The organism is Planococcus sp. 1R117A (assembly GCF_051417975.1).
Taxonomy (GTDB): domain Bacteria; phylum Bacillota; class Bacilli; order Bacillales_A; family Planococcaceae; genus Planococcus; species Planococcus shenhongbingii.
Genome location: NZ_JBPRLO010000002.1, coordinates 104,734 through 129,217 on the forward strand (window position 1 = coordinate 104,734; position 24,484 = coordinate 129,217).

General features: G+C 42.3%; 18 protein-coding genes. 16 read left to right on the top strand and 2 right to left on the bottom strand.

The genetic code is table 11. The annotated features are described in order from the left end of the window. Window positions 1-7 precede the first annotated feature (7 nt). The 12 genes from ACSFXN_RS05995 to ACSFXN_RS06050 all read left to right on the top strand — a co-directional run bounded on the left by ACSFXN_RS05995 (window position 8) and on the right by ACSFXN_RS06050 (window position 13,129). The gene (locus ACSFXN_RS05995) at window positions 8-1,000 is read left to right on the top strand and encodes an ABC transporter ATP-binding protein (protein ID WP_437149293.1); all 993 of its coding nucleotides are present in this window, start codon (window positions 8-10) and stop codon (window positions 998-1,000) included. A gap of 4 nt (window positions 1,001-1,004) precedes the next feature. Continuing rightward, complete coding sequence (locus tag ACSFXN_RS06000) at window positions 1,005-1,736, top strand: ABC transporter permease (protein WP_437149294.1); 732 nt, start codon at window positions 1,005-1,007, stop codon at window positions 1,734-1,736. Window positions 1,737-1,769: 33 nt separating this feature from the next. Beyond that, complete coding sequence (locus tag ACSFXN_RS06005; protein ID WP_437149295.1) at window positions 1,770-2,672, top strand: ABC transporter substrate-binding protein; 903 nt, start codon at window positions 1,770-1,772, stop codon at window positions 2,670-2,672. Between the two features lie 884 nt (window positions 2,673-3,556). After that, a complete protein-coding gene (locus tag ACSFXN_RS06010) occupies window positions 3,557-4,417 on the top strand; it encodes an efflux RND transporter periplasmic adaptor subunit (protein WP_437149296.1) in 861 nt (286 codons plus the stop codon). A 9-nt stretch (window positions 4,418-4,426) separates the two neighbouring features. Beyond that, window positions 4,427-5,116 (top strand): ABC transporter ATP-binding protein, encoded by a 690-nt coding sequence (locus tag ACSFXN_RS06015; RefSeq protein WP_437149297.1) that lies wholly within the window; start codon window positions 4,427-4,429, stop codon window positions 5,114-5,116. Beyond that, on the top strand, window positions 5,110-6,282 hold the full coding sequence (locus ACSFXN_RS06020) for an ABC transporter permease (protein ID WP_437149298.1): 1,173 nt from the start codon (window positions 5,110-5,112) through the stop codon (window positions 6,280-6,282). The genes ACSFXN_RS06015 and ACSFXN_RS06020 overlap by 7 nt, the downstream gene beginning before the upstream one ends. A 691-nt stretch (window positions 6,283-6,973) precedes the next feature. Next, window positions 6,974-7,978 carry a TRAP transporter substrate-binding protein gene (locus tag ACSFXN_RS06025; protein ID WP_437149897.1) on the top strand — a complete coding sequence of 335 codons (1,005 nt, stop codon included), beginning with the start codon at window positions 6,974-6,976 and terminating at the stop codon, window positions 7,976-7,978. Window positions 7,979-8,045: 67 nt separating this feature from the next. Continuing rightward, window positions 8,046-8,516 carry a TRAP transporter small permease gene (locus tag ACSFXN_RS06030; RefSeq protein ID WP_437149299.1) on the top strand — a complete coding sequence of 157 codons (471 nt, stop codon included), beginning with the start codon at window positions 8,046-8,048 and terminating at the stop codon, window positions 8,514-8,516. 2 nt (window positions 8,517-8,518) lie between these two features. Next, window positions 8,519-9,793, top strand: coding sequence for a TRAP transporter large permease (locus tag ACSFXN_RS06035; protein ID WP_437149300.1), 1,275 nt, complete (start codon window positions 8,519-8,521; stop codon window positions 9,791-9,793). A 19-nt stretch (window positions 9,794-9,812) separates the two neighbouring features. Then, complete coding sequence (locus tag ACSFXN_RS06040) at window positions 9,813-10,889, top strand: tartrate dehydrogenase (RefSeq protein ID WP_437149301.1); 1,077 nt, start codon at window positions 9,813-9,815, stop codon at window positions 10,887-10,889. A gap of 16 nt (window positions 10,890-10,905) precedes the next feature. After that, the gene (locus tag ACSFXN_RS06045) at window positions 10,906-11,661 is read left to right on the top strand and encodes a glucose 1-dehydrogenase (protein WP_437149302.1); all 756 of its coding nucleotides are present in this window, start codon (window positions 10,906-10,908) and stop codon (window positions 11,659-11,661) included. Window positions 11,662-11,680: 19 nt separating this feature from the next. Beyond that, complete coding sequence (locus tag ACSFXN_RS06050) at window positions 11,681-13,129, top strand: aldehyde dehydrogenase family protein (protein ID WP_437149303.1); 1,449 nt, start codon at window positions 11,681-11,683, stop codon at window positions 13,127-13,129. 384 nt (window positions 13,130-13,513) lie between these two features. Here the strand turns inward: ACSFXN_RS06050 and ACSFXN_RS06055 are convergent, their stop codons facing one another. Together ACSFXN_RS06055 and ACSFXN_RS06060 are read right to left on the bottom strand one after the other, a co-directional pair. Beyond that, a complete protein-coding gene (locus tag ACSFXN_RS06055; RefSeq protein ID WP_437149304.1) occupies window positions 13,514-14,287 on the bottom strand; it encodes a GntR family transcriptional regulator in 774 nt (257 codons plus the stop codon). Between the two features lie 563 nt (window positions 14,288-14,850). Then, window positions 14,851-15,948 carry a tartrate dehydrogenase gene (locus tag ACSFXN_RS06060; protein ID WP_300989227.1) on the bottom strand — a complete coding sequence of 366 codons (1,098 nt, stop codon included), beginning with the start codon at window positions 15,946-15,948 and terminating at the stop codon, window positions 14,851-14,853. A 529-nt stretch (window positions 15,949-16,477) separates the two neighbouring features. Between ACSFXN_RS06060 and ACSFXN_RS06065 the strand changes: the two genes are divergently transcribed. From ACSFXN_RS06065 to ACSFXN_RS06080, 4 genes are all read left to right on the top strand, one after another. Continuing rightward, the gene (locus tag ACSFXN_RS06065) at window positions 16,478-17,842 is read left to right on the top strand and encodes a citrate:proton symporter (protein ID WP_437149305.1); all 1,365 of its coding nucleotides are present in this window, start codon (window positions 16,478-16,480) and stop codon (window positions 17,840-17,842) included. Between the two features lie 89 nt (window positions 17,843-17,931). Further along, on the top strand, window positions 17,932-19,086 hold the full coding sequence (locus ACSFXN_RS06070; RefSeq protein ID WP_437149306.1) for a glycerate kinase: 1,155 nt from the start codon (window positions 17,932-17,934) through the stop codon (window positions 19,084-19,086). A 500-nt stretch (window positions 19,087-19,586) separates the two neighbouring features. Beyond that, window positions 19,587-23,330, top strand: coding sequence for an AAA domain-containing protein (locus ACSFXN_RS06075; protein ID WP_437149307.1), 3,744 nt, complete (start codon window positions 19,587-19,589; stop codon window positions 23,328-23,330). Window positions 23,331-24,055: 725 nt separating this feature from the next. Further along, the gene (locus ACSFXN_RS06080; protein ID WP_437149308.1) at window positions 24,056-24,325 is read left to right on the top strand and encodes an excalibur calcium-binding domain-containing protein; all 270 of its coding nucleotides are present in this window, start codon (window positions 24,056-24,058) and stop codon (window positions 24,323-24,325) included. The last annotated feature ends 159 nt before the right edge of the window (window positions 24,326-24,484 follow it).

The following is a 24,484-nucleotide window of genomic DNA, read 5'->3' on the forward strand; positions in this document are numbered from 1 at the left end:
TGAAAAAATGATAACGTTCAATCACGTAACAAAATCATACAATGGTGAAAAAATAGCGGTCAACGACGTAGACTTCACCGTAGAACAAGGTGAAATCGTAGTCTTATTGGGGCCATCCGGCTGCGGGAAAACAACGTTATTGAGAATGGTCAACCGTTTGGAATCCATTTCAGCAGGCAAAATCAGCATCAATGGACAGGATTCTATGGAGTTAGACGCTATTGAACTAAGACGGAATATTGGATACGTAATACAAAGCAACGGTCTTTTCCCAAATATGACGATAGAAGAAAACGTTATGCTCGTTCCGGATCTTCTCGGATGGAGCAAAAAAGATAAGCGTGAACGCTTTTCTTATTTGATGAAGCTGATCGGGTTAGATGCAGAGGAATACCGTAAACGCTTTCCTTATGAATTGTCAGGGGGGCAGCAGCAGCGCATTGGTGTAATCCGGGCACTTGCAGCCGATCCACCTGTCATGCTGATGGATGAGCCATTCGGTGCACTTGATCCGATTATCCGGGAAAAAATTCAGGATGAATTTTTACAGATTCAGCGGGAAGTCAAAAAAACGATTCTTTTTGTCAGCCACGATATTGATGAAGCAATCAAAATGGCTGATAAAATCATCCTTTTGCGCAATGGGGAAATCATGCAATATGCTACGCCTTCAGAAATGCTGGCTCATCCGGAAAATGAATTTGTTTCTCAATTTTTTGGGCAAGATCGGGCAATCAAAAGTTTAAGTTTGCATACGGTTCAAGATGTTCAAGAAAATATCGGACTTGGACTAGTGAATAATTCCATTCAAGATACCAAAACAGTTAATGTCCACCAGGATTTGCGGAATACTTTATCTATGCTGATGAACCAGGAAGCCGACCAAGTGATTGTGACAGACGGACAAGGGGAAAAAATCGGCACAATTACCATTGATCTTATACAAAAATATTTACATTTTGAAATAAAAGGGAAGTTGTCCGTTTCTCAGAAAGGGTGAGCCGGTGAACAGACAAAAGTTTATAGGGAATAGTGTAAGGTTTTCACTTTATGCTTTGGTCGCAGCATTTTTCATCTGGGCGATCTCCAATCATTATTTCGATTATATTTTTAGTGAAAGAGACACATTTCTAATCCTTTTGAAACAGCACATACAACTGGTTCTCGTATCTTCACTTCTGGCCATATTAATTGCGGTACCAGCAGGAATATTAATCACTCGCCCTAAATTTCGCAAAGCGGAATGGCTGGTTTCCGGAATAGCTAACTTAGGGCAGACGATTCCGAGTCTCGCAGTACTGGCTCTCATGATCAGCGTATTAGGGATTGGGTTTCAAACGGCCGTTTTTGCATTGTTCATTTATTCGATTCTGCCTATTTTCAGAAATACCATAGCAGGCATCGATTCAATCGACAAAAACATGATTGATGCTGCAAAAGGGATGGGCATGAAGCCGCTTCAAATCCTTTTTCGCATTGAACTTCCAAATGCTGCGTATTCAATTCTGGCGGGTATCCGTACGGCTGTCGTCTTGAATATTGGTACCGCGGCCTTGGCTTATGTGATTGGAGCTGGAGGGCTTGGCGTATGGATATTCACGGGCATTAGTTTGTTTGATAATGGCTTTTTGATTTCCGGAGCCATTCCGGTTACGCTAATGGCTATCTTAGCTGATTATCTATTGCGGAAGCTGGAATTTGTGATTGTTCCAAAAAGAACGAGACACCTTGAGTAAAAAGGGTATTAGAAGACGGGAGGCAAAAGTGCAGTGCATAAACCATTCAAACTTCTCCTGCTGATTTTCAGCGCAGTTCTCCTTTCAGCTTGTTCCGGTTTTGGAGGAAAAGAAGTGACTGTCGGGGGAAAAGACTTTACCGAGCAATACTTATTGTCCGAAATGACAGGCTTTTTATTGCAGGAAGAAGACTTTAAAGTGAATCAAATGAACAATCTGGGAAGCAGCGTTGTCCGTTCGGCATTGGAGAATGGGCAAGTCGATATGATGTGGGAGTATACCGGAACAGCACTCATGACCTATATGGGAGAAGAACCCATCCCGGATCCCCAGCAAGCATTTCAAAAAGTCAAAGAGCTGGACAGCTTGAACGGCATCCACTGGATGAATATGTCACCGGTCAATAATACTTTTGTATTGGTGATGCAAAGTGAACGAGCCGAAGAGCTTGGGATTAAAACCATCAGTGATCTTGCTGCCTATGTCAATAAACATCCAGGTGAGTTGACGGTGGCTGCAGGAGCAGAATTCGCCAACCGTGCGGACGCTTTGCCAGGCGTTGAAAAAACGTATGGATTTGAATTTGGTACAGAGCAGATCAAACAAATGGATTTAGGATTGACCCAGCGCTCATTAAATAATGGACTAGTGGACGTTACCGGGGCATCTGCAACAGATGCTTCAATTAAAAGATATAATTTTGCTGTATTAGAAGATGATCAAAAATTCTTCCCTCCTTATTATGCGGCTGTTTCAATCAACCAGGAAGTGTTGGAGGAATATCCGGAAATCGAAGAAATCACAGCCCGTTTGGCTGAAAAACTGAATGATGATATTATGAGAGAATTGAATTACCAAGTGGATGTAGAAGGGCAAAGTGTCTCAGTTGTTGCGCATGACTGGCTCGTTGAAAATGGTTTGCTGGCAGACAAGTAAATTTCTTTTCGCTTAAAAAATTAATATTCATGATGTCTGTATCATATATATTTAGTATAATCAAAGCCTTTTCCATTTTTAATGGGAAGGCTTCTAAGTTGTCGAGAAACTCATATGTTCTTCTTTCATTTCGCTCCAGGGCGGACGCTTTTCGCGAGGTGCGGCCTAAGCCTCCTCGCTCGCTTGCGCTCCCTGTGGGGTCTCAGGACTCGCCCTATTCCCGCAGAAAGCGAATTGGGCAAAAGTACTTTTGCACGATTCGTTTGCGACGAAGCTAGCGCAGCGATACAGGAGCACATCTTTGCCCTTCGCCGCCTTCCGCTACATTCATTTAGTTTCTTTTTATCTCCTTTAGAGACTCTCTAAAAGTGTGACTGTTTGAGTAAGCTCTCTTCTGTTGCTTCCCGCTCTCTGGTTCTGGAAACAAACAGTGGAGACTTCCGCGGCAAGCGTAACTGTTTGGCGGAATATCGGTTAAAGAATAGTAGCTAATACAAGTTAAAATTTCTCAACAAGCTGAAAGCCTTTCCCATTTTAATTGGGAAAGGCTTTTGTCGTTCCGTGTTTTGTTCTGTGAAGTATAAAAAGCAGGTTAGTGACCTGCCTGGTTAAAGGTAATATATATAATTTCAAAGAAAACCGGCTAGCCAGTGGGAGAGATAAAATTCATAAAGTAATGCATAAAACTATTCTAAAAAGACTGAATAAATAATTAATTCATGATACTATAAAAGGGTTAAAAATATTAAAAATATCAATTAATTGATATAAAATGTTGTGACAGATATAGAAGCAGTACAGGGAAATTTACGGGATAAAGAAATAGGCCGAATTTAAAATCCTCATGATGAGCCGGAGCTTATGCCGAGAACGGAGGCGGAAATATGAATGCCAAATCGAAGCGGAAAAAGAGGAAGTGGCTGCTTTGGAGCATAATTGGCATTTTGGTTATAGCAATGCCAGCAGCAGCTATTTTTATGCCAAAAGGAACTGGAGCTTTTCAGGAAGAGGTCGCGGAAATAGGAGATATCAGGACATTTTATAATTTTCCTGGCACAATTGACGCTAAAAATAGGGAATCTGTCATTAGCGAAAAACCGATGCAAATCTGCGACATTAAGGTGCAGCAAGGCGATCAAGTGAAATCTGGGGATGTGTTAATGGTAACAATGACAGGAGAAGAAATAAAGGCTCCGATCGAAGGCGAAGTTTCACAAGTCCTGATTAAGAAAAATTTGCAGGTACCGGCCGGTATTGAAATGATGAAAATAGTGGATTATGTTAATTTTGAAACAAATGTGAAAGTCGATGAATACAGCTTTAAATTCCTGGAAGCCAATCAGAAAGTAAATGTTACCATCAATGCACTCGGCAAAGAACTGACAGGGACCATTTCCGATATTTCCAAAGAAGCGATTAGTGAAAACGGCGTTTCTTATTTTATTGTGGCGATTGATCTTGCTAAAGATGAAGGATTGCGGATCGGTATGAGCACAGAAGCAAAAATCGTCAAGGAAGAAGCGATTGCCGTAACCACGCTGCCGATGGAAGTGATTCTTTTTGATAATGACAACGAGCCATATGTGCTGCTGCCTGCAGAAGAAGGTGAACCAGTAAAACAAGCCATCACGACCGGCATCAATGACGGCATGATTGTGGAAGTGACAAGCGGCGTTTCAGCTGGAGACAGCGTCATGCACTCGACTGGCGAGGAAGGGCTGCTGGAACAGCTTTTCTGGAGGTGATGAGGCGTCATGGCTGAGCAAATATTAAAAATGACAGATATCAGCAAATCCTATTTCTTGGGTGGAGAAGAGCAAGCGGTTCTCAGCCATATCGATTTGTCTGTAAATAAAGGTGACTTTGTGGCGATCCTTGGACCATCGGGTTCAGGAAAGTCCACATTGATGAACTTGATTGGCTGCCTGGACACTCCGACCGGCGGCGAGTACAGCTTGTCGCAGCAAAACGTGCAGGAATTGGATGAAAAAGAACTGGCGGCTATCCGCAACCGGGAAATCGGTTTTGTTTTTCAGCAATTTCATTTGCTGCCCCGCTTGAGTGCCAGGCATAATGTAGAATTGCCGCTCGTTTATGCAGGTATCCGTGAAAAAGAACGGGAACAACTGGCAACTGAAATGCTGGCCAGAGTCGGGCTTGAAGGAAAAATGGAGCACCGGCCCAACCAGCTTTCCGGGGGCCAGCAGCAGCGGGTGGCAATTGCCAGAGCGATGGTGACCGAACCGACAATCCTGCTGGCCGATGAACCGACGGGTGCGCTCGACCAAAAGACAAGCCAGCAAATCATGGAACTCTTCCATCAAATCAATAAGGAAGGAAAATCGATTATCATGATTACCCATGATTCCGAAATTGCGAAAAACGCAGGGCGGATTTTTCGCATCCTGGATGGCCAGCTGCGGGAGGAGGGAGCCGGATGCTAAAAGAAAATCTGAAAATGAGCTGGATGAATGTCCTCCACAACAAAATGCGTTCGGCGTTAACCATCCTTGGTATTATTATTGGAGTGGCATCCATCATTACGCTGATCACCATTGTCAAAGGTGTCACCAGCGACATGACAAGTGATTTCGCCACATTCAAAGCGGATAGAATCATTGTAACGACTTTAGGGACGCCATTAAAAATGGGGATGCTGCATAACGATATTGAGCGCCTTGGCGAAATCGACAATGTGGCCGGAGTGTCCCCGACCGTTACTGGCTTCACTTCAATTGCAGCGGATGGCGCCATTAAAGAAGAAGTGAACGTCATTGGGAGAAACGATGTTTATTTTACAAAAAATGTGGATGTGATCAAAACAGGAAGAGGGATTAATCCATTAGACATCCAAAGTGAAAACAAAGTAAGCTTGATCGGGTCTTCGATTGCTAAAGAAATGTTCTATGGCGAAGATCCCATCGGGAAAAGCGTGTTGATCGGCGGTATGAACTTCACTATTATTGGTACGCTACAGCAATCGCATGCATTTTCGCCAAGTTCGATTAATGAGGCGGTCATCATTCCTTACACCACTTCGATGCAATTGCTTGGAACCAGTTATATCATGGCGGCCGATGTCTATATGGAAGACTCCAAAGAAGCTGAAAAAACGACTCTCGCCATTGAAGCTGAACTGAATGAAGCGTTTAAAGACCAGGGAGAAGGATTTTCGGTCAGGAATACGCAGGATATGCTGGCCACTATCAATCAGATGATCACAACAATGTCTTGGCTGCTGGTAGGCATCTCATCCATTTCCCTGATCGTGGGCGGAATCGGCATCATGAACATGATGCTCGTTTCGGTAACAGAAAGGACGGCGGAAATCGGGCTGCGAAAAGCACTCGGGGCAGAACCGAAGCGGATCCAGCAGCAATTCTTGCTGGAAGCGGTCTTTTTATCGCTGATTGGTGGAATCATCGGCGTTGTAACGGGCATCCTCACGGCATATATTATTTGCTCTTTAATGGATACCAGCTTTTTGCTGTCTCCTTTAACCGTTATTTTGGCTCTTGGCTTTTCGATGACGATTGGCCTCGTTTCTGGAATGGCTCCTTCCAGAAAAGCGTCGAAATTGAATCCGATTGATGCTTTAAGGAGTGTATAAGTGAAATCTTATAGAAATTCAGCTTATCATTGGAAACTCTATATAAAGTTAGGGTCAAGTGCGGAGGCTACAATTAAAGCCTGCGTGCTTTTTTTGCTTATTTTGTCGAACTGATCGTTTTGACATCTTTATTAAAACCAGTTAAGGCAGTCCTCCACCGGTCTTGCGTGGTAATTATCTTCAGACCTAAAGCATTTTATAAGTAAAGACAATGCATAGATATACCGTTAAATTATTTAAATACATTGAATTGTTAGAAAACTAATCTATAATTATATTAAAGGAGGAAGGGATGCTTGCTAAAAAGCATTAAGTTTCAAAAGTTAAGAGGGAGAATTAAGTAATATGATGAGCTGTTGGATTACAAGCGATTCTAAAAAGTCGAAAACATTGTTGCAAGTCCTTAAAGCACAGCCGCATCATGACATATACATAATTTGGTATAACGGTTACTGAATAATTTTTCTCACGAAGCTGTTAAAGAGATGACTTAGAAATCGCTAGTCAGAAACCCAACTGTGCATGTGGGTGGATAGGGTAAAGTGTCGTACTTGTGAAAAGAAAAGTTTCTATTAATTTACATTGAGCAGAAACAGATCTTTCTTTTGAAGAATGGATTGCAGGAAAATGCAATTTTGTTAAAGGCAATAAGGGCATTAAAAGATAACGGGAATTAACAAAGGGGGAAATAATATTGAAGAAAAGTTTCGGATTACTTTCAATGGCGCTTTCAGCAGCATTGGTATTAACGGCGTGCGGAGGATCGGAAGAAGGCGCACCTGCTGATTCTGGTGAAGTCTACACTTTGCAGGCAGGGCATTCTTTGCCAGATGACCACCCATACCATTTGGGCTTCCTGGAGATGGCTGAAAATGTAGAGGAACGTACAGATGGACGTGTGAAAATTGAAGTATTCGCGAATAGTGAAATTGGGGCAGAACGCGAGCTGACTGAAGGCATGGGATTAGGCACTGTTGATTTAGTCGTTTCATCAACCGCTCCGGTCACCAATTTTGTTCCTGAATTAGGGGTACTTGATGTTCCGTTCTTATTTAAAGACCGTGAATCTGCAGTGGAAATTTTGGAAGGCGAAATTGGAGATGAACTATTCACCAAAATGGAAGAGAACGGCATTATCGGTTTGTCATGGGGAGAAAACGGATACCGCCATATCACAAACGCCATCCGCCCGATTAATACTCCCGAAGATTTAAAAGGGTTGAAAATCAGAACGCAAGAAAATGAAATTCATCTTGCGGCTTTCGAAGCGCTGGGAGCACAGCCAACACCTATGGCATGGACAGAAGCCATCACCGCACTTCAACAAGGAGTCGTTGATGCACAGGAAAATCCAGCGATTGTCGCGGATCAGTTTAGTTTATATGAAGCAAACCAAAAATACATGACATTGACGGGGCATGTCTATTCAGTAGCCGTCTATATGATGAGCAAGCAGACTTATGATGAGTTGCCGGAAGACTTGCGTGACATCGTTGTTGAAGAAGGACAAAAAGTCGGCGCCACAGAGCGGGAAATGATCGTTGAAATGGAAAAAGAGTCGATCCAGACACTGAAAGACAACGGAGTGGAAATTATCGAAGAAGTAGATCCTGCACCATTCCAAGAAGCGGTTAAACCGGTTTATGAACAGATTGAACATCAGGATTTATTAAACCGAATTCTTAATGCGCAATAAAAGGTGCAGAGATTAAATGAAAAAAGAGAGAGACCATTCTCTCTCTTTTTTATATCGGGGGGAGATCATGAACAAAATTATTGGCTATATGAATAGTGGAATCAAACATTTTTTAAATGTAATTTTAGCGGTATTGGTGACAGTCGTTTTCCTGCAAGTCATTTTTCGCTTTGTTCTGGGGTCTCCGCTTGCCTGGACTGAAGAATTAGCCCGTTACAGCCTGATATGGATCACTTTTTTAGGAGCGGCTTATGCAATGTCGTTAAAAGCCCATATTGGAATGGAGCTATTCGTAAACTTGTTCGGCTTGCCAATCAGAAAAGCGATTTATATCCTCGCGACCATCGCATCACTGGCCTTTTTCCTGCTGATGGTTATCCAAGGATTCGATTTGGCTGCCCGATCCATGTCTCAATTGTCTCCGGTATTAAGAATCCCGATGGGCGTTATTTACGCTGTCATTCCGTTAAGCGGCATTATTTTGATTATTAATATGGCATCTCAGTTCACTAAAGACTTTAAAAGCGGGGGTGTCTGAATATGGCAATCGTGTTGTTTGTGCTGCTGATTGTTTTATTTTTAATCAATGTACCGATTGCAGTAGCTTTGGGATTAGCGTCAGCACTTGTCTTTTTTATCGACGGAAATGTTTCTCTGATTGTCATTATGCAGCGGATGTTCAACTCGGTTGATTCTTTTCCGCTAATGGCCATCCCGTTCTTTATCCTGGCAGGAAAGTTGATGGAAAGCGGCGGGATTTCCCAGCGCTTGATTCATTTGGCGAATGTGATTTTCGGGCGTGTCAAAGGCGGCCTTGCCATCGTCTCAATTGTGGCTTGTGCGTTTTTTGCGGCAATTTCCGGCTCGGCAGCCGCAACTACAGCTGCGGTTGGCGCTTTGTTGATACCTGCAATGGTAAATAAAGGATACGATAAAAGTTTCTCCACTGCCGTCCAGGCGGCGGGAGGAACCATCGGCATCATGATTCCACCAAGCGTTCCACTTGTTTTATATGGAGTGGCAGCGGGTGTATCTGTCAGTGAATTGTTTATAGCAGGCGTCATTCCGGGTTTGCTTGTTATGGTTTCATTGATCATTTTGGTTTATATCATTTCGCTTATAAAAGGTTACGGAGGAGGCGAAAAATTCGGTTTTGTCGATTTTCTAAAAGCATTCGCGGATGCGTTTTTAGCTTTAATGATGCCGGTGATTATTCTGGGTGGAATTTATGGCGGAATTTTCACACCGACTGAAGCGGCTGTTGTAGCAGTGGTTTACGGCTTGGTTGTTGGTATCTTTATCTACCGGGAAATTAAATTCAAAGACTTGGCGAACATTTTCACTTCGTCTGTAGTAGTTACAGCAGTTATTATGTTCATCATCGCCGGGGCGTCAGTGTTCGGATATTACTTAACAAGAAAGCGGATTCCAGCTGAATTAACGGAATTGATGCTAGGAGTTACGGAAAACTGGATCATTGCTTTATTGATCATCAATGCCATATTGCTGATTTGCGGAATGTTCTTGGAAACGTCTGCAGCAATTATTATCCTGACGCCGATTCTTGTTCCAATCGTCAGTGCTCTGGAAGTTGATTTGGTCCATTTTGGAATCATTATGATTGTTAACTTGGGTATAGGATTTATCACACCGCCTGTAGGGGTCAATCTTTTTGTTGCAGCGAACATAGCAGGCACAAAATTTGAAAGTTTATTGAAAGCGATCGTTCCATTTATCTTTGTCATGATTATCGATGTAATTCTTGTTTCGTTTATACCAAGCATTAGCTTGTTTTTGACTGGTTTCTTAGAATAACTGATTTGGAGGCGAATAAATGGTTGCGTATAAGATAGCGGTTATCCCAGGCGATGGAATTGGGCCTGATGTAACTATTGAGGCCATTAAAGTTTTAGAAGCTTTGCAAGAACTGGACGAAACATTTGGAATAGACTTCAAGTTTTTTGAATGGGGCAGTGAATACTATCTGGAACACGGCAAAATGATGGCGGATGACGGATTGGAACAGTTGAGAAAATTCGATGCGATTTTATTCGGAGCCGTTGGTGATGCCCGGGTGCCCGATGAAATTTCAATTTGGCAATTGATTATGCCGATACGAAAACAATTTCAGCAGTACATCAATATGCGCCCGATCAAAAAATTAACTGGCATTGATTCACCGTTAAAAAATAACAGTCCCATCGACTTTATGGTTTTCCGGGAAAATGCGGAAGGCGAGTATTCAAATATCGGCGGGCGGCTGTATCAGGAACAGGCGCAGGAAATGGCAATTCAAAATACGGTCATTACAAAGCAAGGCGTTGAACGGATTGCAAAGTATGCCTTTGAATACGCCAAAAAGAATAACAAAACAAAAGTGACGAGTGCAACGAAATCGAATGCCATTATTCATTCCATGAAATTATGGGATGAAACTGTAAGTGAAGTAGCGGGAGATTATGAGGGAATCGAGCTTGAAAGCTATTTTATCGATGCGTTGGCGGCTTATTTCGTAATGAGGCCGGAATCTTTTGAAGTAGTGGTCGCTTCGAATTTATTCGGCGATATTTTAACGGATTTGGGAGCCGCATTAGTAGGGGGGCTTGGTGTTTCTCCTTCAGGCAATATCAATCCTGAGCGCAATTTCCCTTCCATGTTTGAAGCCATCCACGGCTCAGCGCCGGATATTGCTGGAAAAGGAATCGCTAATCCGATCGCGCAAATCTGGTCAGCTGCTTTGATGTTAGAGCATTTGGGACACCCCGACTTATCGGCAGCCATTGTTTCTTCTATTGAAACTGTTTTGCAGGAAGGCGGAATTTTAACTCCAGACCTTGGCGGAAAATCGACGACTTCACAAGTAGGAGATACGATCGTGGAAAAACTCAAGCAACAATATATTACAAAGTGAAAGAGGGGAAAACGATATGGATTTAGCAAATAAAGTAGCGATTATTACCGGTGCGGGCGGCGGGATGGGCGGAGAGGTCATCCGGAAATTCCTTGAAAAAGGGGCGAAAGTCTCTGCTGTTGATATTAATGTCGATGCCATTGCTGAGCTGGAGGAAAAGTATCCAGAGCATTTACTGGTGACAAAAGCGGATTTGACGGATGAAGGCAGCGTTAACGCAGTTGTACAAAAAACGGTGGATACATACCAAAAAGTGGATATATTGTTGAATGTCGCTGGAATGGCGCAGTCGGCCAAAAACATTGAAGATGTCTCATTAAAAGAATGGGAACAAATCATGGCAATCAATTCAACCGCCGTTTTCCTCACTTCAAAAGCAGTCGTTCCTTTTATGAAAGAAAAAAACGAAGGTTCAATCATCAATGTGGCTTCTGTTTCGGTTGACCGGCCGCGTCCTGGCTTAAATGCGTATGTCGCTTCAAAAGGTGCCACGATTTCGTTTACAAAAGCTTTGGCAATTGAATTGGCGCCTTATAATATTCGGGTGAACGCCATCAACCCAGGACCCGCTGATACGAAAATGCTGGCGGAATTTGTTCCGGCAGGGGGGGACGAAGGCGATGTGAAAGAAAATACATTCCTGAAAAGCGTGCCATTAGGCCGCTTAATCACTCCGAAAGACATTGCCAATTGTGCCATCTACTTAAGCTCGGATCTAGCGGAAATAATAACCGGAAGCGTTGTAAATGTCGACGGAGGACGCGGAATCTAATAAGAAAGGAAGTGCCAGGATGAAAACTGAAGATCGTTTGCTTTATATAAATGGTGAATGGATTGAAAGCGTTGGTAAAGAAGTATTTGATACAAAAAACCCGGCAAATGGGGAAGTAATTGCGAAAGTGCAAAGAGGGAAGGATGAAGATATCGACGCCGCAGTAAAAGCTGCCCGTAATGCATTTGAATCGGATGAATGGCAGTCTTTCCCGCCAATTGACAGAGGGCGCATTCTTTACAAAATCGCTGAGGAGCTGCGGAAAGATATAGAGGAAATTGCCATGCTGGAAACTTTGGATACGGGGAAACCACTGACACAAGGGCGAAAAGACGTCGAGGCAGCGGCCTTGTATTTTGAATACTACGCAGGAATGGCGGACAAAATTTTCGGGGAAACGATACCTGTGCAACCAGGGATTCTCGATTATACGCTGCGCGAACCGATTGGCGTGACGGCACATATCGTCCCTTGGAACTATCCGCTTCAAATCCTTTCCCGTTCAGTGTCAGCTGCAATTGCTACGGGAAATACGGTGGTAGCGAAACCGGCGGAAGATACGCCGCTTACTGCATTAAAGCTTGCGGAGCTGATTGATCAGTCTGGGTTGCCGAAAGGGGTATTCAATTTGGTCACCGGCTATGGCAGTGAAGCCGGAGCTGCTTTATCAAACCATCGGGATATCGACCATATTACGTTTACGGGCTCTGTCCAAACCGGTTCTGCAGTCATGATGGGCGCTGCTAAAAATGTGAAACCCGTGACGCTTGAATTAGGGGGCAAGTCACCGAACATTGTGTTTGAGGATTGCGACCAAACAGAAGCGGTGGACTGGGTTGTCCGGTCAATCGTCCAAAATGCTGGCCAAACCTGTTCAGCAGGATCCCGCTTATTAATCCAAGATTCCATAAAACAAGAGTTCCTTCAAAAAGTTGTTGAGAAAATGAAGGCCATCTCAATTGGAAAAGGGGTCGATGATCCTGATCTCGGGCCGATATTAAATGAGAAGCAATATACCCGTGTTTTGGAGTTTATGGAAGTGGCGGAAAACGAAGGAGCGAAATTCCTAACTGGCGGCAAGCGGGAACAACGCGACGGATTAGAAAACGGATTTTTCTTCCAGCCGACTGTCATAGATAACTTAAATCCGCAAAGCTATGTGGCACAAGAAGAGATATTCGCACCGGTCGTAGCTGCGTTTTCGTTTGAAACGGAAGAACAAGCAATCGAGTTGGCGAATGGCACTGATTACGGATTGGTTACAGGCATTTGGACAAAAGATTCAGCGAGAGCCCACCGAGTCGCTAATAAAATTCGTGCCGGCCAAGTATTCATCAATAATTATGGAGCGGGTGGAGGCGTCCAAATGCCATTCGGAGGCTATAAGAAAAGCGGATTCGGCCGTGAAAAAGGATTGGAAGCGCTGCGGAATTATACGATCCTTAAAAATGTGGCTTTGAAGTATTGAGGATGAATGCCAGCGGAAAATAGGCTATTCCAGAATGAAACATTTTACAAAGCATGTGGATTCTAAATTGGATCCAGGTGCTTTTTTGATGCATCAAAAGCCACCTTCAATGAAATCAACCGATTTCGAAGGTGGCTGCTGTATGTTTATTGGGAAGAGCAGGAAGTCATAATAAAGTTGTTCACATTGAAGAATTGAGAACCAAAAAAGCGTCGAAATGCTTTTTGAGTGTTGGCGCGTCAGCAGCCTGAGCAGAGCTACGCCTGAAGCGGCATATAAAGGACAATTTTTTTGTTCAACAGATAGATAAGCGTTCGACCTTTACGACACCATTCGTAAATATGATAATAGAAAATCGCTCAAAATGGTGGAAGCTATATTCTATTATTTTTCATTGCTCAAAACGTGAAAGTCCTCTTGGGCAATCTTTTCAACAGCAGCTAAAATTTCTATACGTGCGCGGTTTCGATGTGACTGCATCAAGACATCAGCAGCATGGCCGTCTTTAGCCTTCATACAAGCCAAAATTGCTTTATGTTCCACTATGGAATGAAAAGGGAAGGGGCGATGATTAATAGTGAATAAACGCGCACGATACAATTGATCTGAATGGCTGTCTATCACGGTTCGAAGGCGTTTGTTTTTTGCATAGTCAATGATCAAATCATGAAACTGAAAGTCCAGGACTGCCCATTCTTTTAATTTTTTCTGTTCCAGCGCGTCTTCTTGCTGTTCGATCAACAATTCCAGTTGAGCGACTTCTTCCATGTCCACTCTCATAGTAGCGAGACTTACTGCAAGACCATCCAGTCTTTCTACTATTTCATAGATTTGTTTAAGGTCCTCTTTTTCGATCGGCTCCACAATGAATCCCCGTCTCGGAATAATGCGGACCATGCCTTCCGTTTCGAGACGGACGAGAGCCTCCCGAACCGGAGTACGGCTCATTTGTAAGGCTTCAGCCATCTCCCGCTCTAAAATCGTCTGGCCAGGAAGAAGGATTAAATCACGTATAGCGATCCGGATGATATGATAAGCGCGCTGTGGCAGACGGTATTCATCAAAACCTTTAAGGTTTTCGATAAAAGACAAAACTTCTTTTCCCATACTTGTTTCGTTTAAAGATATATTATTTTCGTTTTCATTTGGTTTTTTCATCAACATCACCTTATCCATTCTTCATTTATCGAGGCATTTCTTATGTAATAAATTTACTAGCTATATAAGTTGAACTAATAATTGTCAGCTGTTGATACTCCGCAAAACAGCTGCGCTTGCCGCGGGCGAGCGCCAAGCCTCCTCAGTCGCTTCGCTCCTTGCGGGGTCTCGGCTGTCTCGCTATCCCGCAGGCGTCTCCGCTGTTTTGCTCCATATCTAGGTAAGCACAATCATCAATGAGCTATTTAAACAATGTTTTTTAGTTTTAGAAAGCTTCTCCAGCGAAGGCGCGTCCACAGGCGAGACGAAGCTCTGAGACGAGTGGTCTTCTCGGCTCAGGGCGGGAGTCCTGCCCAAAGCGACCGAAGCGGTGTATAAATGGATATACCAAAAAAGAGAAAAACTATTACTCTCAGTTTGCAAATTAAACCAAGCAATGTCAAATAACAATGAGTTGAGCAAGATGAAAGCATTCAATATTGCTGAAATCATTAGGAGATGCCACTAAACTGCTTAGAAAAGAAAAAAGGCTGAGGATTTTAATAAAATCCCCAGCCTTCATTTTATATTCCTGCTTTAACTTTAGATAGATTTTCTATGATAGCGTCTGTGATTTCATTAGTGTTATATGTTCCTCCGAGGTCGCGGGTCAGGATGCCTTGGCGGGTTGTTTCAGCAATCGCTTTGTTGATGAGTTTAGCTTCTTCATTTAACCCGAGATGGTCCAGCATCATTGCGGCACTTCCAATTGCGCCAATTGGATTCGAGATGCCTTGGCCTGCAATATCAGGTGCCGATCCATGAACCGATTCGAACATGCTTGGTGTACGTCTTTCAGGATTGATATTTGCGCTGGCCGCTAATCCCAAGCTTCCGGCAAGAGCACTGCCTAAATCCGAAAGAATGTCAGCGAAAAGATTCGAAGCAACGACGACTTCCAATTCCTCCGGCTTCAATACAAAATGAGCTGCGGCTGCATCAACAAGCCATTGGTCCGTCTCGACATCCGGGTAATCTTTGCTTACGCGGGCAAACACTTCATCCCACAGCACCATTCCGTACTGCTGCGCATTGCTTTTCGTGATGCTTGTCACTTTCTTGCGGTCACGTGTCCGTGCCAAGTCAAATGCATAACGGATAATTCGTTCGCAGCCATGGTCCGTGAATAACGCGGATTGTACAGCCACTTCTTTTCCAGGTCCGCGTCCAGAGAAATTACGGCCGCCGATGCCTGAATATTCACCTTCGGAGTTTTCGCGGATCAATACCCAATTTAGCGAATCCACATCCGGGTGATTGAGGCGTCTTGGAACACCGGGAAGAAATTCAATCGGGCGGATATTGGCCCATTGATCAAATCCCTGGCAAATCGCTAAACGCAGTCCCCATAAGCTGACGTGATCCGGAACTCCTGGAAATCCTACAGCGCCAAAGTAAATCGCATCATAATCCCGTAGTTTTTCCACTCCGTCTTCATCCATCATTTTCCCATTCTCTAAATAATATTCACAGCCCCAAGGAAAGAAATCGCTTTCAAATTCAAATTTGCCATTCGATTCTTTCGCTAATTCATTGATTACGCGAAGACCCGCTTCAACCACTTCCGTGCCAATGCCATCCCCTGGAATAACTGCCAAACGAAATTTTTTAGTTTCACTCATTAATATTTCCTCCTCCGCTAACCCGCTTCTTGAAGCAGCTTAGTTTAATATGAATCTTATAGTCCTCATATTAATCAATGTATACGTTAGTGTCAACAATTAATTAGACTATTTTGAATAAATTATAGTTTCTTCTATAAGTGCAAAAGATTAAAGGAGGTTATTAAGCCTTGGTAATAATGTGATTAATAATGTTCAAGTTTTTCTAATCTCATCTTTCTGTTTATATTAAATAAATATTCAGAAAAACTATTGACACTAACGTATACATTATCATACAATTCGAGAAGGTTAACTCTCTCGTATCATTTCATGGCCACATTGAAAGAAGGAGGAGATAAAAGCAACTAAAATATGATTGGGTCTGAGTTTTATCTAAGTTTTACTTTTTGAAACTAATAATGTATGCGTTTTCAAATTCGCTTTCTTAAAAAGAATTTCATCAACTCAGCTCGGGTTTTTAATGAAACCAGCAATCAATTTTATAAAGGGGCATGTAAAACAAAGGATTCTAAGGGGGATGGTTTGTATGTTGACAATATTAGCTTTATTAATGATCGTAGTATTCATCGTACTGTTATCCAAAAACAAATTAACCGTATTCGGGGCGCTGACTATTGTACCGTTTGTTTTTGGAGCAATCGCCACATTCTTTACGGGGGCTTCTATATTTGATCTTTTCGAATGGATCAAAGAAGGGATTCTATTTAAAGTAGACGAAGAAACAGGGGAAGTATCTATGGGGGTTATTTCTCCTGCTATTGTCATCTTGTTTGCGGTACTTTACTTCGGGATTATGTTGAACGTCGGTTTGTTTGACCCTCTCTGCAAATTCTTTATCCGGAAAGCAAAAGGGGATCCGTTGAAAGTGACCATTGCTACAGTTTTGACGGCAACCGTGGTCACGATGAATGGGGATACGACGACAACCATTATTATTTGTGTCGCTGCGTTCCTTCAGCTTTATAAGCAAATGAATATCAAGCTGATGTATTTAGCCGTCATTATTGTTACGCCGATTGGAATTTTTAATCAGCTGCCATGGGGCGGCCCGACAATTGCGGCGGCAACAGCCATGAATGTCAATATCAGTGAGTTGTTTGCAAAATTATTGCCAGGCATGCTGCTTGCTGAAGTATTTGCTATATTGATGGCCTATTATATCGGGAAAAAAGAAAGAAAACGTTTAAACTTTGATCCGAAGACCGCTAAAGAGATTTCGCCGGAACAAATGGAAATCATGCTGGATGCCATCCGCCTGAAAGATCCGGAGCTGAAAAGGCCGAAACTGTATGCCTTCAACCTGCTTTTAACACTGGTTATTCTCGCTCTGCTATTGATGGATCTTGCACACGGCGGCGTATTATTCGGGATAGGTGCCGCGATTGCGCTTACGGTAAACTATCGTTCTGCCAATCTGATCAACGAACGTCTTGATGCCTTGGCAGCCGATTCTTTGGCGCCCGCTTTGGCCACATTGGCTGCCGGAGTCTTTTCCGGCGTATTGACTGGCAGCGGGATGTCAGCTGCTTTAGCAACATCGATTACGGGCCTTATTCCAGAAGCGCTTGGTTCCAATATGGCGCCAATTTACGCATTAATGGCAGCGCCAGCCATTACATTTCTGCCGCAAGATGCCTTTTACTTCGGGATTGCAGGAGTTATGGCAGACGTCATGGGGCAATACGGAATTACTTCCAGCGAAGCGGCTGTAGCTTCTATGGTAGGGCAGGCTTTCCGGTTGATTTCACCCGTCATTCCCGCTCTTTATATGTTAGTCGCTTCCACCGAAGTGAATTTCATCGACTTTCAAAAAACCTATATCTTCTACGCATGGCCCATTATCTTCATCTACCTGGGCGTCTATATATTAACCGGATCATTGCCGCTGTAGAATAAAAATTTTGCTTCATATAGAAGCAAAGGGATATAATCAATCGCATAAGGAACTGTCATTCTATGGAAGTGAAGGAGGCGATAAAGTTGAAAGTTTTGATAGCAATCGATTCGTTTAAAGGCAGCATTTCTTCTATAGAAGGAAGCGAAGCGATTTCAGCAGGCATCAAAGAAGTTTATCCCCAAGCGCAGATTGTGACACTTCCCTTAGCGGATGGCGGGGAAGGTACAGTTGAAGCCTTGATAAGAGCAACGGATGGGAACTTGGTCGAAAAAGAAGTAATGGGACCTTTAAAAGAAAAAGTAACAGCTGTCTACGGTATTTTAGGCGACGGAAAAACGGCGGTTATCGAAACAGCTGCCGCCTGCGGGCTGCCGCTTGTCCCTAATAATCAACGGAATCCCTTGCTAACGACCACATACGGCGTGGGGGAACTCATTGCAGATGCCATCGATAAAGGCTGCCGAGAGTTTGTCATCGGCCTTGGCGGCAGCGCTACAAATGATGCAGGGATTGGCATGCTGCAAGCATTGGGCTTCCGCTTTTATAACCAGCACAACGAAGAAGTTGGAGTAGACGGACAAGCGCTCACGGATATCTGTAAGTTGGATCTGGAGCATGTGAACGTGATATTGAAAGAATGCACATTCAGAATCGCTTGTGATGTTAAAAATCCTCTCTACGGTCCAATGGGCGCAGCGTACATTTTCGGGCCGCAAAAAGGAGCGACACCGGAAATAGTGAAACAGCTGGATGAAGGGCTTAGACACTTTGCAGATATTGTCCAGAATGCACTTGGGGTAGATATCAACCAGATTGATGGAGCAGGAGCTGCTGGTGGATTAGGCGCTGCTTTCTCCGGTTTCTTGAATGGCCAACTGCAATCTGGAATCGATCTAGTGTTGGAGATTATCGATATGGAAAAAAGCATGGAAGGCGCGGATTTTGTCATTACAGGCGAAGGAAAGCTGGACGGCCAGACTTCCATGGGCAAAGCTCCTCTCGGAGTAGCGCAGCTTGCCCAAAAGCAGGGGATTCCTGTCATTGCACTTGCAGGCGGCATCACGGAAGAAACAGTGGCATTAAACAAACTTGGTATCACTTCCTATTTCTCTATTATGAATGCGCCCATGTCGCTGGAAGAAGCAATGAATTCAAACATTGCCTATAGTAATCTGCGCACTACGGCAACTCAACTATTTCGGTTGATTCAAGCAGTTCAATCGGTTGTGAAAGTTTAATAGTAACGAATATAAGATCAAGAATCAGAAATCCGCAGCCGTTATGGCTGCGGATTTTTTAATGCCATTTTCCACGAAAGACCGCGTGCAGGAGATGAGTAAGATTCCAGATGCGGTTTTTGTTTGATTATCAGTCGTCAGTATACAAATAGACATGAATTAAATAGATAATCTACAGAAGTGAGCTGGAAGTAAAGACCTAGGAAGCTAGCTTATTACAAAGTTCATGTGATTATAGAAGAAACTTCTTACGACCCTAACCGTCGTCTTGTCTAAACGTCCATTCGTTGGTAGTATTAGGAATAAAAGAAGAAAAATCATACTAAGATTGTCAATTGATTGATAGTGGATATAAATGCTTTCCTTTTGAAATGAGTGCTCAGAGAGATGCTTCCGCTGGGACCCACTACAGCGCTTGAGAAAGCAATAAAATTTATTAATAATAAATCGATCATCCGTAATTTTATTATAAAAGATGTTCAGAATAAAGAGGTGTATATATGAAAGAAGAACTAATACATATGAGAGACAAACTGAATAACATAAGCAAGCGCAACAGGTCAATCCGCCTTTTAAAACTATACGATAAATGGAGCTATGATTTAACCAAAACTTCAAGTGAAGTCGCTGAAGATATTGTTAATGGAATGAAGAAGAGTTCTGCAAAGTCCTTTTCTCTTCTGACTAAAGACGAGGAACTTGATACTTCTATTTCCAGAAAACTAACAACGCTTTACCGTAATATGAAGGGTATTGAAGATGAAACAGGAATTTATGATTTTTACTTGGGTGCTCCTTTTGTGTCAGGGACATTTAGCGACGGAACTTTTTTTCAGGCACCTTTGTTCCTCTACCCAGTAAGATTGGAAAAAGCGGCTATAAACCGAAAAGAGCTTATTTTGAAAAGAGATGAAGGAGAGCCGATTATAAACAGAACCTTGTTTTTGGCTTTCAATAAAATTGATCAGATTCGCATTCCAGAAGAATGGATGGAGCGGGCTTCAAGTGAAGCATTGAAAAACGAAGAGGATATCATCTCTTACTTGTCGGAAGTTAATATAAACGTAAATTTTCCCGATAGCGGATACACTCCACTTAAGGAATACAAGAAAGATGATATTCCTCCAAAAAGTTCCTTTACTTTGCTAAAAAATGCAATTATCGGCCATTTCCCACAAGGAAGTTCTTCACTGGTAAGAGATTACGACCAGCTGATTAAGCTAAGTGAAAACAGCAATCTCTCATTGATTGGCGAATTGTTGAATCCGGAAGATCAAGCGGTTGGTGAAAGTGACTGGGGTGTTGAAGAGCAGGCTCAAAAAGAACTTCGTGAATTTGACCGGCTGTATCTATTAGATACGGATGGATCACAGGAAGAGATTCTTAACCAAGCAAGGTATAAAAAGGGATTGGCTGTCCATGGCCCTCCTGGAACAGGGAAATCTCAAGTGATAGTGAATCTGATTACGGATGCGCTTCATCATAAGAAGAAAATTCTGGTCGTCTGCCAAAAAAGAGCGGCGCTTGATGTGGTGTACCAACGGCTGCAAGGCCTTGGTCTTTCAGATTTCACGGCCCTCATCCATGATGAGAATCATGACCGGAAATCTTTATACGCTAAAATCAACGATTCTTTATCGTGGTCAGCCGATTTTGCAGTAGACTCAAAAGAAAAGTTGATTTCCGCTTCACAAAAGCTTGAAGAACAAGAAGCCATGCTAAATAGCATTGCAATCGGACTTCATACAAAAAATCATTTTGGGATGTCTCTATATGAACTTTACAGCAAGGCGAAGAAAACAGAGGATGCTTTTTCATATATCGATATTCAGGATATTGCCGGACGCTTACAAATAGATGGATTGGAAGATATCCTTGCTCAAGTATATACTTACGCGGAATGGTATGAACGGTTCGGCCATGATTCCTATCCATTGAAAAATCGTCTGTCTTTCGCGAACTTCGGCATGAAAGACAAAGCGGATTTTATTGGCAGAATGGAACATTTGATAAAGCAGACAAAACAAGCAGATGCTTATCTTTCAAGTCTTGATCATAAAGACATTACTCCTGCCTATACCTGGCAAATACAAACCGAATTGCAAAAAATCCAACCCGACTTAACGGATGATCAGGCTAAATCTCTTCAAGGGCTTCGTATCTGGTTTTGGACTTCTTTTTCAGGAAAACAGATAATTGAAGGCTTGAATGAAGGCAATAAGTTTCCGGGAGTAAAATCTCCGGAATGGTTAAAAATCAAGAAAAGCTTATTGATCATGAACGAAGTAGCAAAAATTACAAATGAAATAAAAACGGAATTGAAAGTATTGGGCCGTTTTCTGGAGCCAGCAGTCATTGAGCAATATAAACAGATGGTTGCAGAAGGTGCTTTGCCAACGAAAGAACTGGAACTGTTTCTGGAATACTTGCATTCCGATTTCGACGAGCTCCAGCATATGGACCAGTTTAAAAAAGAATGCACACCGACTGTGAATCAAATAATCAATCTTTTAACAGAAAAAACGAAACAAATAGGATTTGAAAATTTACCTGCTAAATGGGAAGAAACTGTCCGCGAGTCGGTTTACCTGGTGTGGATTGATAGCGCGGAGAAGAAATTCCCTAACGTCCGAAAAGTTTCAAATTCAGAATACGATAGAATTCAATCTTCATTTGAAGAATTAGTGGAACAAAAGAAAGAGCTTTCCCGGAAGCACTTGATCAGTGATTTGAATTATGGGTTATACAAAATTCAGGAAAATTCCGGTAAGAATCTGAAGGAAATAAAGCATCAAACTGGCAAGAGCCGATCAGTTTGGCCGGTACGCAAACTGATGGAAAAATACGCGGAATCGGGATTAATGGAAGTGGCTCCTGTTTGGCTCGCTTCACCTGATATCGTATCTTCAATTTTTCCGCTCAGCGAAGAACTGTTTGACTTGGTCATTTTTGATGAAGCATCGCAATGTACGGTGGAAAACGGGCTGCCATCCATTTACCGGGCTAAACAAGTGATTGTTGCAGGAGATGAAATGCAGCTGCCGCCTTCAAACATGTTCCAATCAACCATTGAAAATGATGAAGATGAAGAAGATTTTCTTTCAAATGATTCTGCTAGTCTATTAAATCTGGCGAAAAGAAGATTTGATGAAAAAACGCTTCAATGGCATTATCGTTCGAAATATGAAGAACTGATCAATTTTTCAAACCACGCTTTTTACAATGGGGCCATCCAGATATCTCCTAACGTGCAGCCATTTAAAGAACCGCCTGCGATGCAGTGGATTAAAGTAGATAATGGCAGATGGATTGACCGGGCAAATGAAGTTGAAGCGGTGGAAGTTGTTCGAACCATCAAGCAGCTTTTAATGGATGATTTGAATAAATCAATTGGTATTATAACGTTCAATAGCACCCAGCAGACAAAAATCCAGGACATTCTGGAACAAGAAACGATGGATGACATGGAGTTCGGGGCTTTGTACGGGGAAGTGATGAGCAAGGACTTGGATGAAAGAATCTTTGTGAAAAACATTGAAAATGTCCAAGGTGACGAACGGGATATCATTCTTTTCTCTGTAGGATACGGACGCAATGAGGAAGGGCGGGTTTACAACCGCTTTGGCTCATTGAACCAGGAAGGCGGAGAAAACCGTTTGAATGTGGCAGTGACCCGGGCAAAAGAAAAAACGATTGTCATCAGCAGCATCGAACCAGAAGAACTGGATGTTGCAAGTTCTAAGAGCAATGGCCCTCGCCTCTTTAAAAGCTATTTAAAATATGCGAGAGCTGTATCCAATGGACAATTGGAAAGAGTGCAAGAAGTGATACAGGAAGTAAATGAGCTCGGCAATACCAGCGTTTCAAAGCAAGCATTGCAATTCGATTCACCATTCGAAGAGCAGGTATATGCAAAACTACGGTCGCTTGGCTACGATGTACAAACCCAAGTTGGAATGTCAGGTTACCGAATTGACTTGGCAGTTGTACATCCAAACGATCCTTCCCGATATATAATGGGGATCGAATGCGATGGTGCTATGTACCATAGTTCGAAAAACGCCAAAGAACGTGACATTTACCGCCAACGATTTTTGGAAAGCAGAGGCTGGACAATCGAGCGCATTTGGAGCCGGAACTGGTGGAAGAATCCCACCGTAGAAATTGAAAAGATGGACCAGGCAATTAAGAAGATTGTGAAGCAAGATGAAGTGAAAGAAAAGATTGAAGAGAAAGTGTATTGAATACTATCCGAAATTGCCCTTCCTTTAAGGTAGGGCTATTTTATTTTTGGTAACGTTTCTTCGGTATGATCTTATGTTATGGATATTTCATTAAGGACTTTTTGTAATAATCTTTTTTTCAATATACAAGGCTACACAATTCTGAATAAAGGTTATACAGTGAAGCCACAAGTCAAAGTTGGCCAGTATCGGATGATATGGTTGTTGAAGGTATAAGCAATCGTTTGGCTGCTGAATGTGCTGGAGAAAGATGGCACGGTCCTGAATAGTTTGAAGAAGACGTGAAGCGCCAGGAGTCTATGGAACGCGGGGCAGGGATTTTTACTTCGATCAGACGAGAGCGTTGTAGAGTCTTTAAGTTTAGTTGGATGATCTCTGGATTGAGCCGATTAGGTAGTGGCAGTTGACGGAAAAGTGAAGAAATCTAACAGGATTATTGAAAGTACTGCTGCTCTAAAAGTCTTTCTCGAAAGTGAGCGTACTATTCCTATGCTTCTCCTTTTTTTGACTGTCTACCTATCTGTTTAATAAGGTTTAAAATTATGACAGTACAAACGTTACTTTTCTTATCTAAAACAATTGTAAAAATTTCATTCAAAACTATAGGATAAATATACTAATTCTGATATAGTTGAAAAGTCTTTGTTAGAAGTATTAATTAAATCTTTATTTACTCATTTTTAATCAATAGAAGACAAAAATCATTCATGAAAAGAGGAACAGTGATGAAAAAATTAACGATGGTTTTATTATCTGCAACAATCGCATTCAGTTTTACATATAGTGTCGCTCCAGTTGAGTCTGTTGATGCTAAAACTAAAACTTATGCTAACTGCAAAGCCTTAAACAAAGATTATAAAGGTGGAATTGCCAGAACGTCTAAAGTGAAGAACAAAGGCGGAAAAACCAATTACAAGCCATATGTTTCAAAAGCACTTTACGATGCCAATAAATCAAGAGATCGTGATAAAGATTTAATTGCTTGTGAACGATAAAAAAACTTTTTAATAATAATGCAAATAGAGGGCATCCCAAGATTATTTTTAATGGTCTTGAGATGTCCTCTATCTAAATTCTAAAAATTAATAATATAAAAAATGAACCAGCCATCTTCAATGAAGTCGACTGATTTCGAAGATGGCTGGTGTATGTTT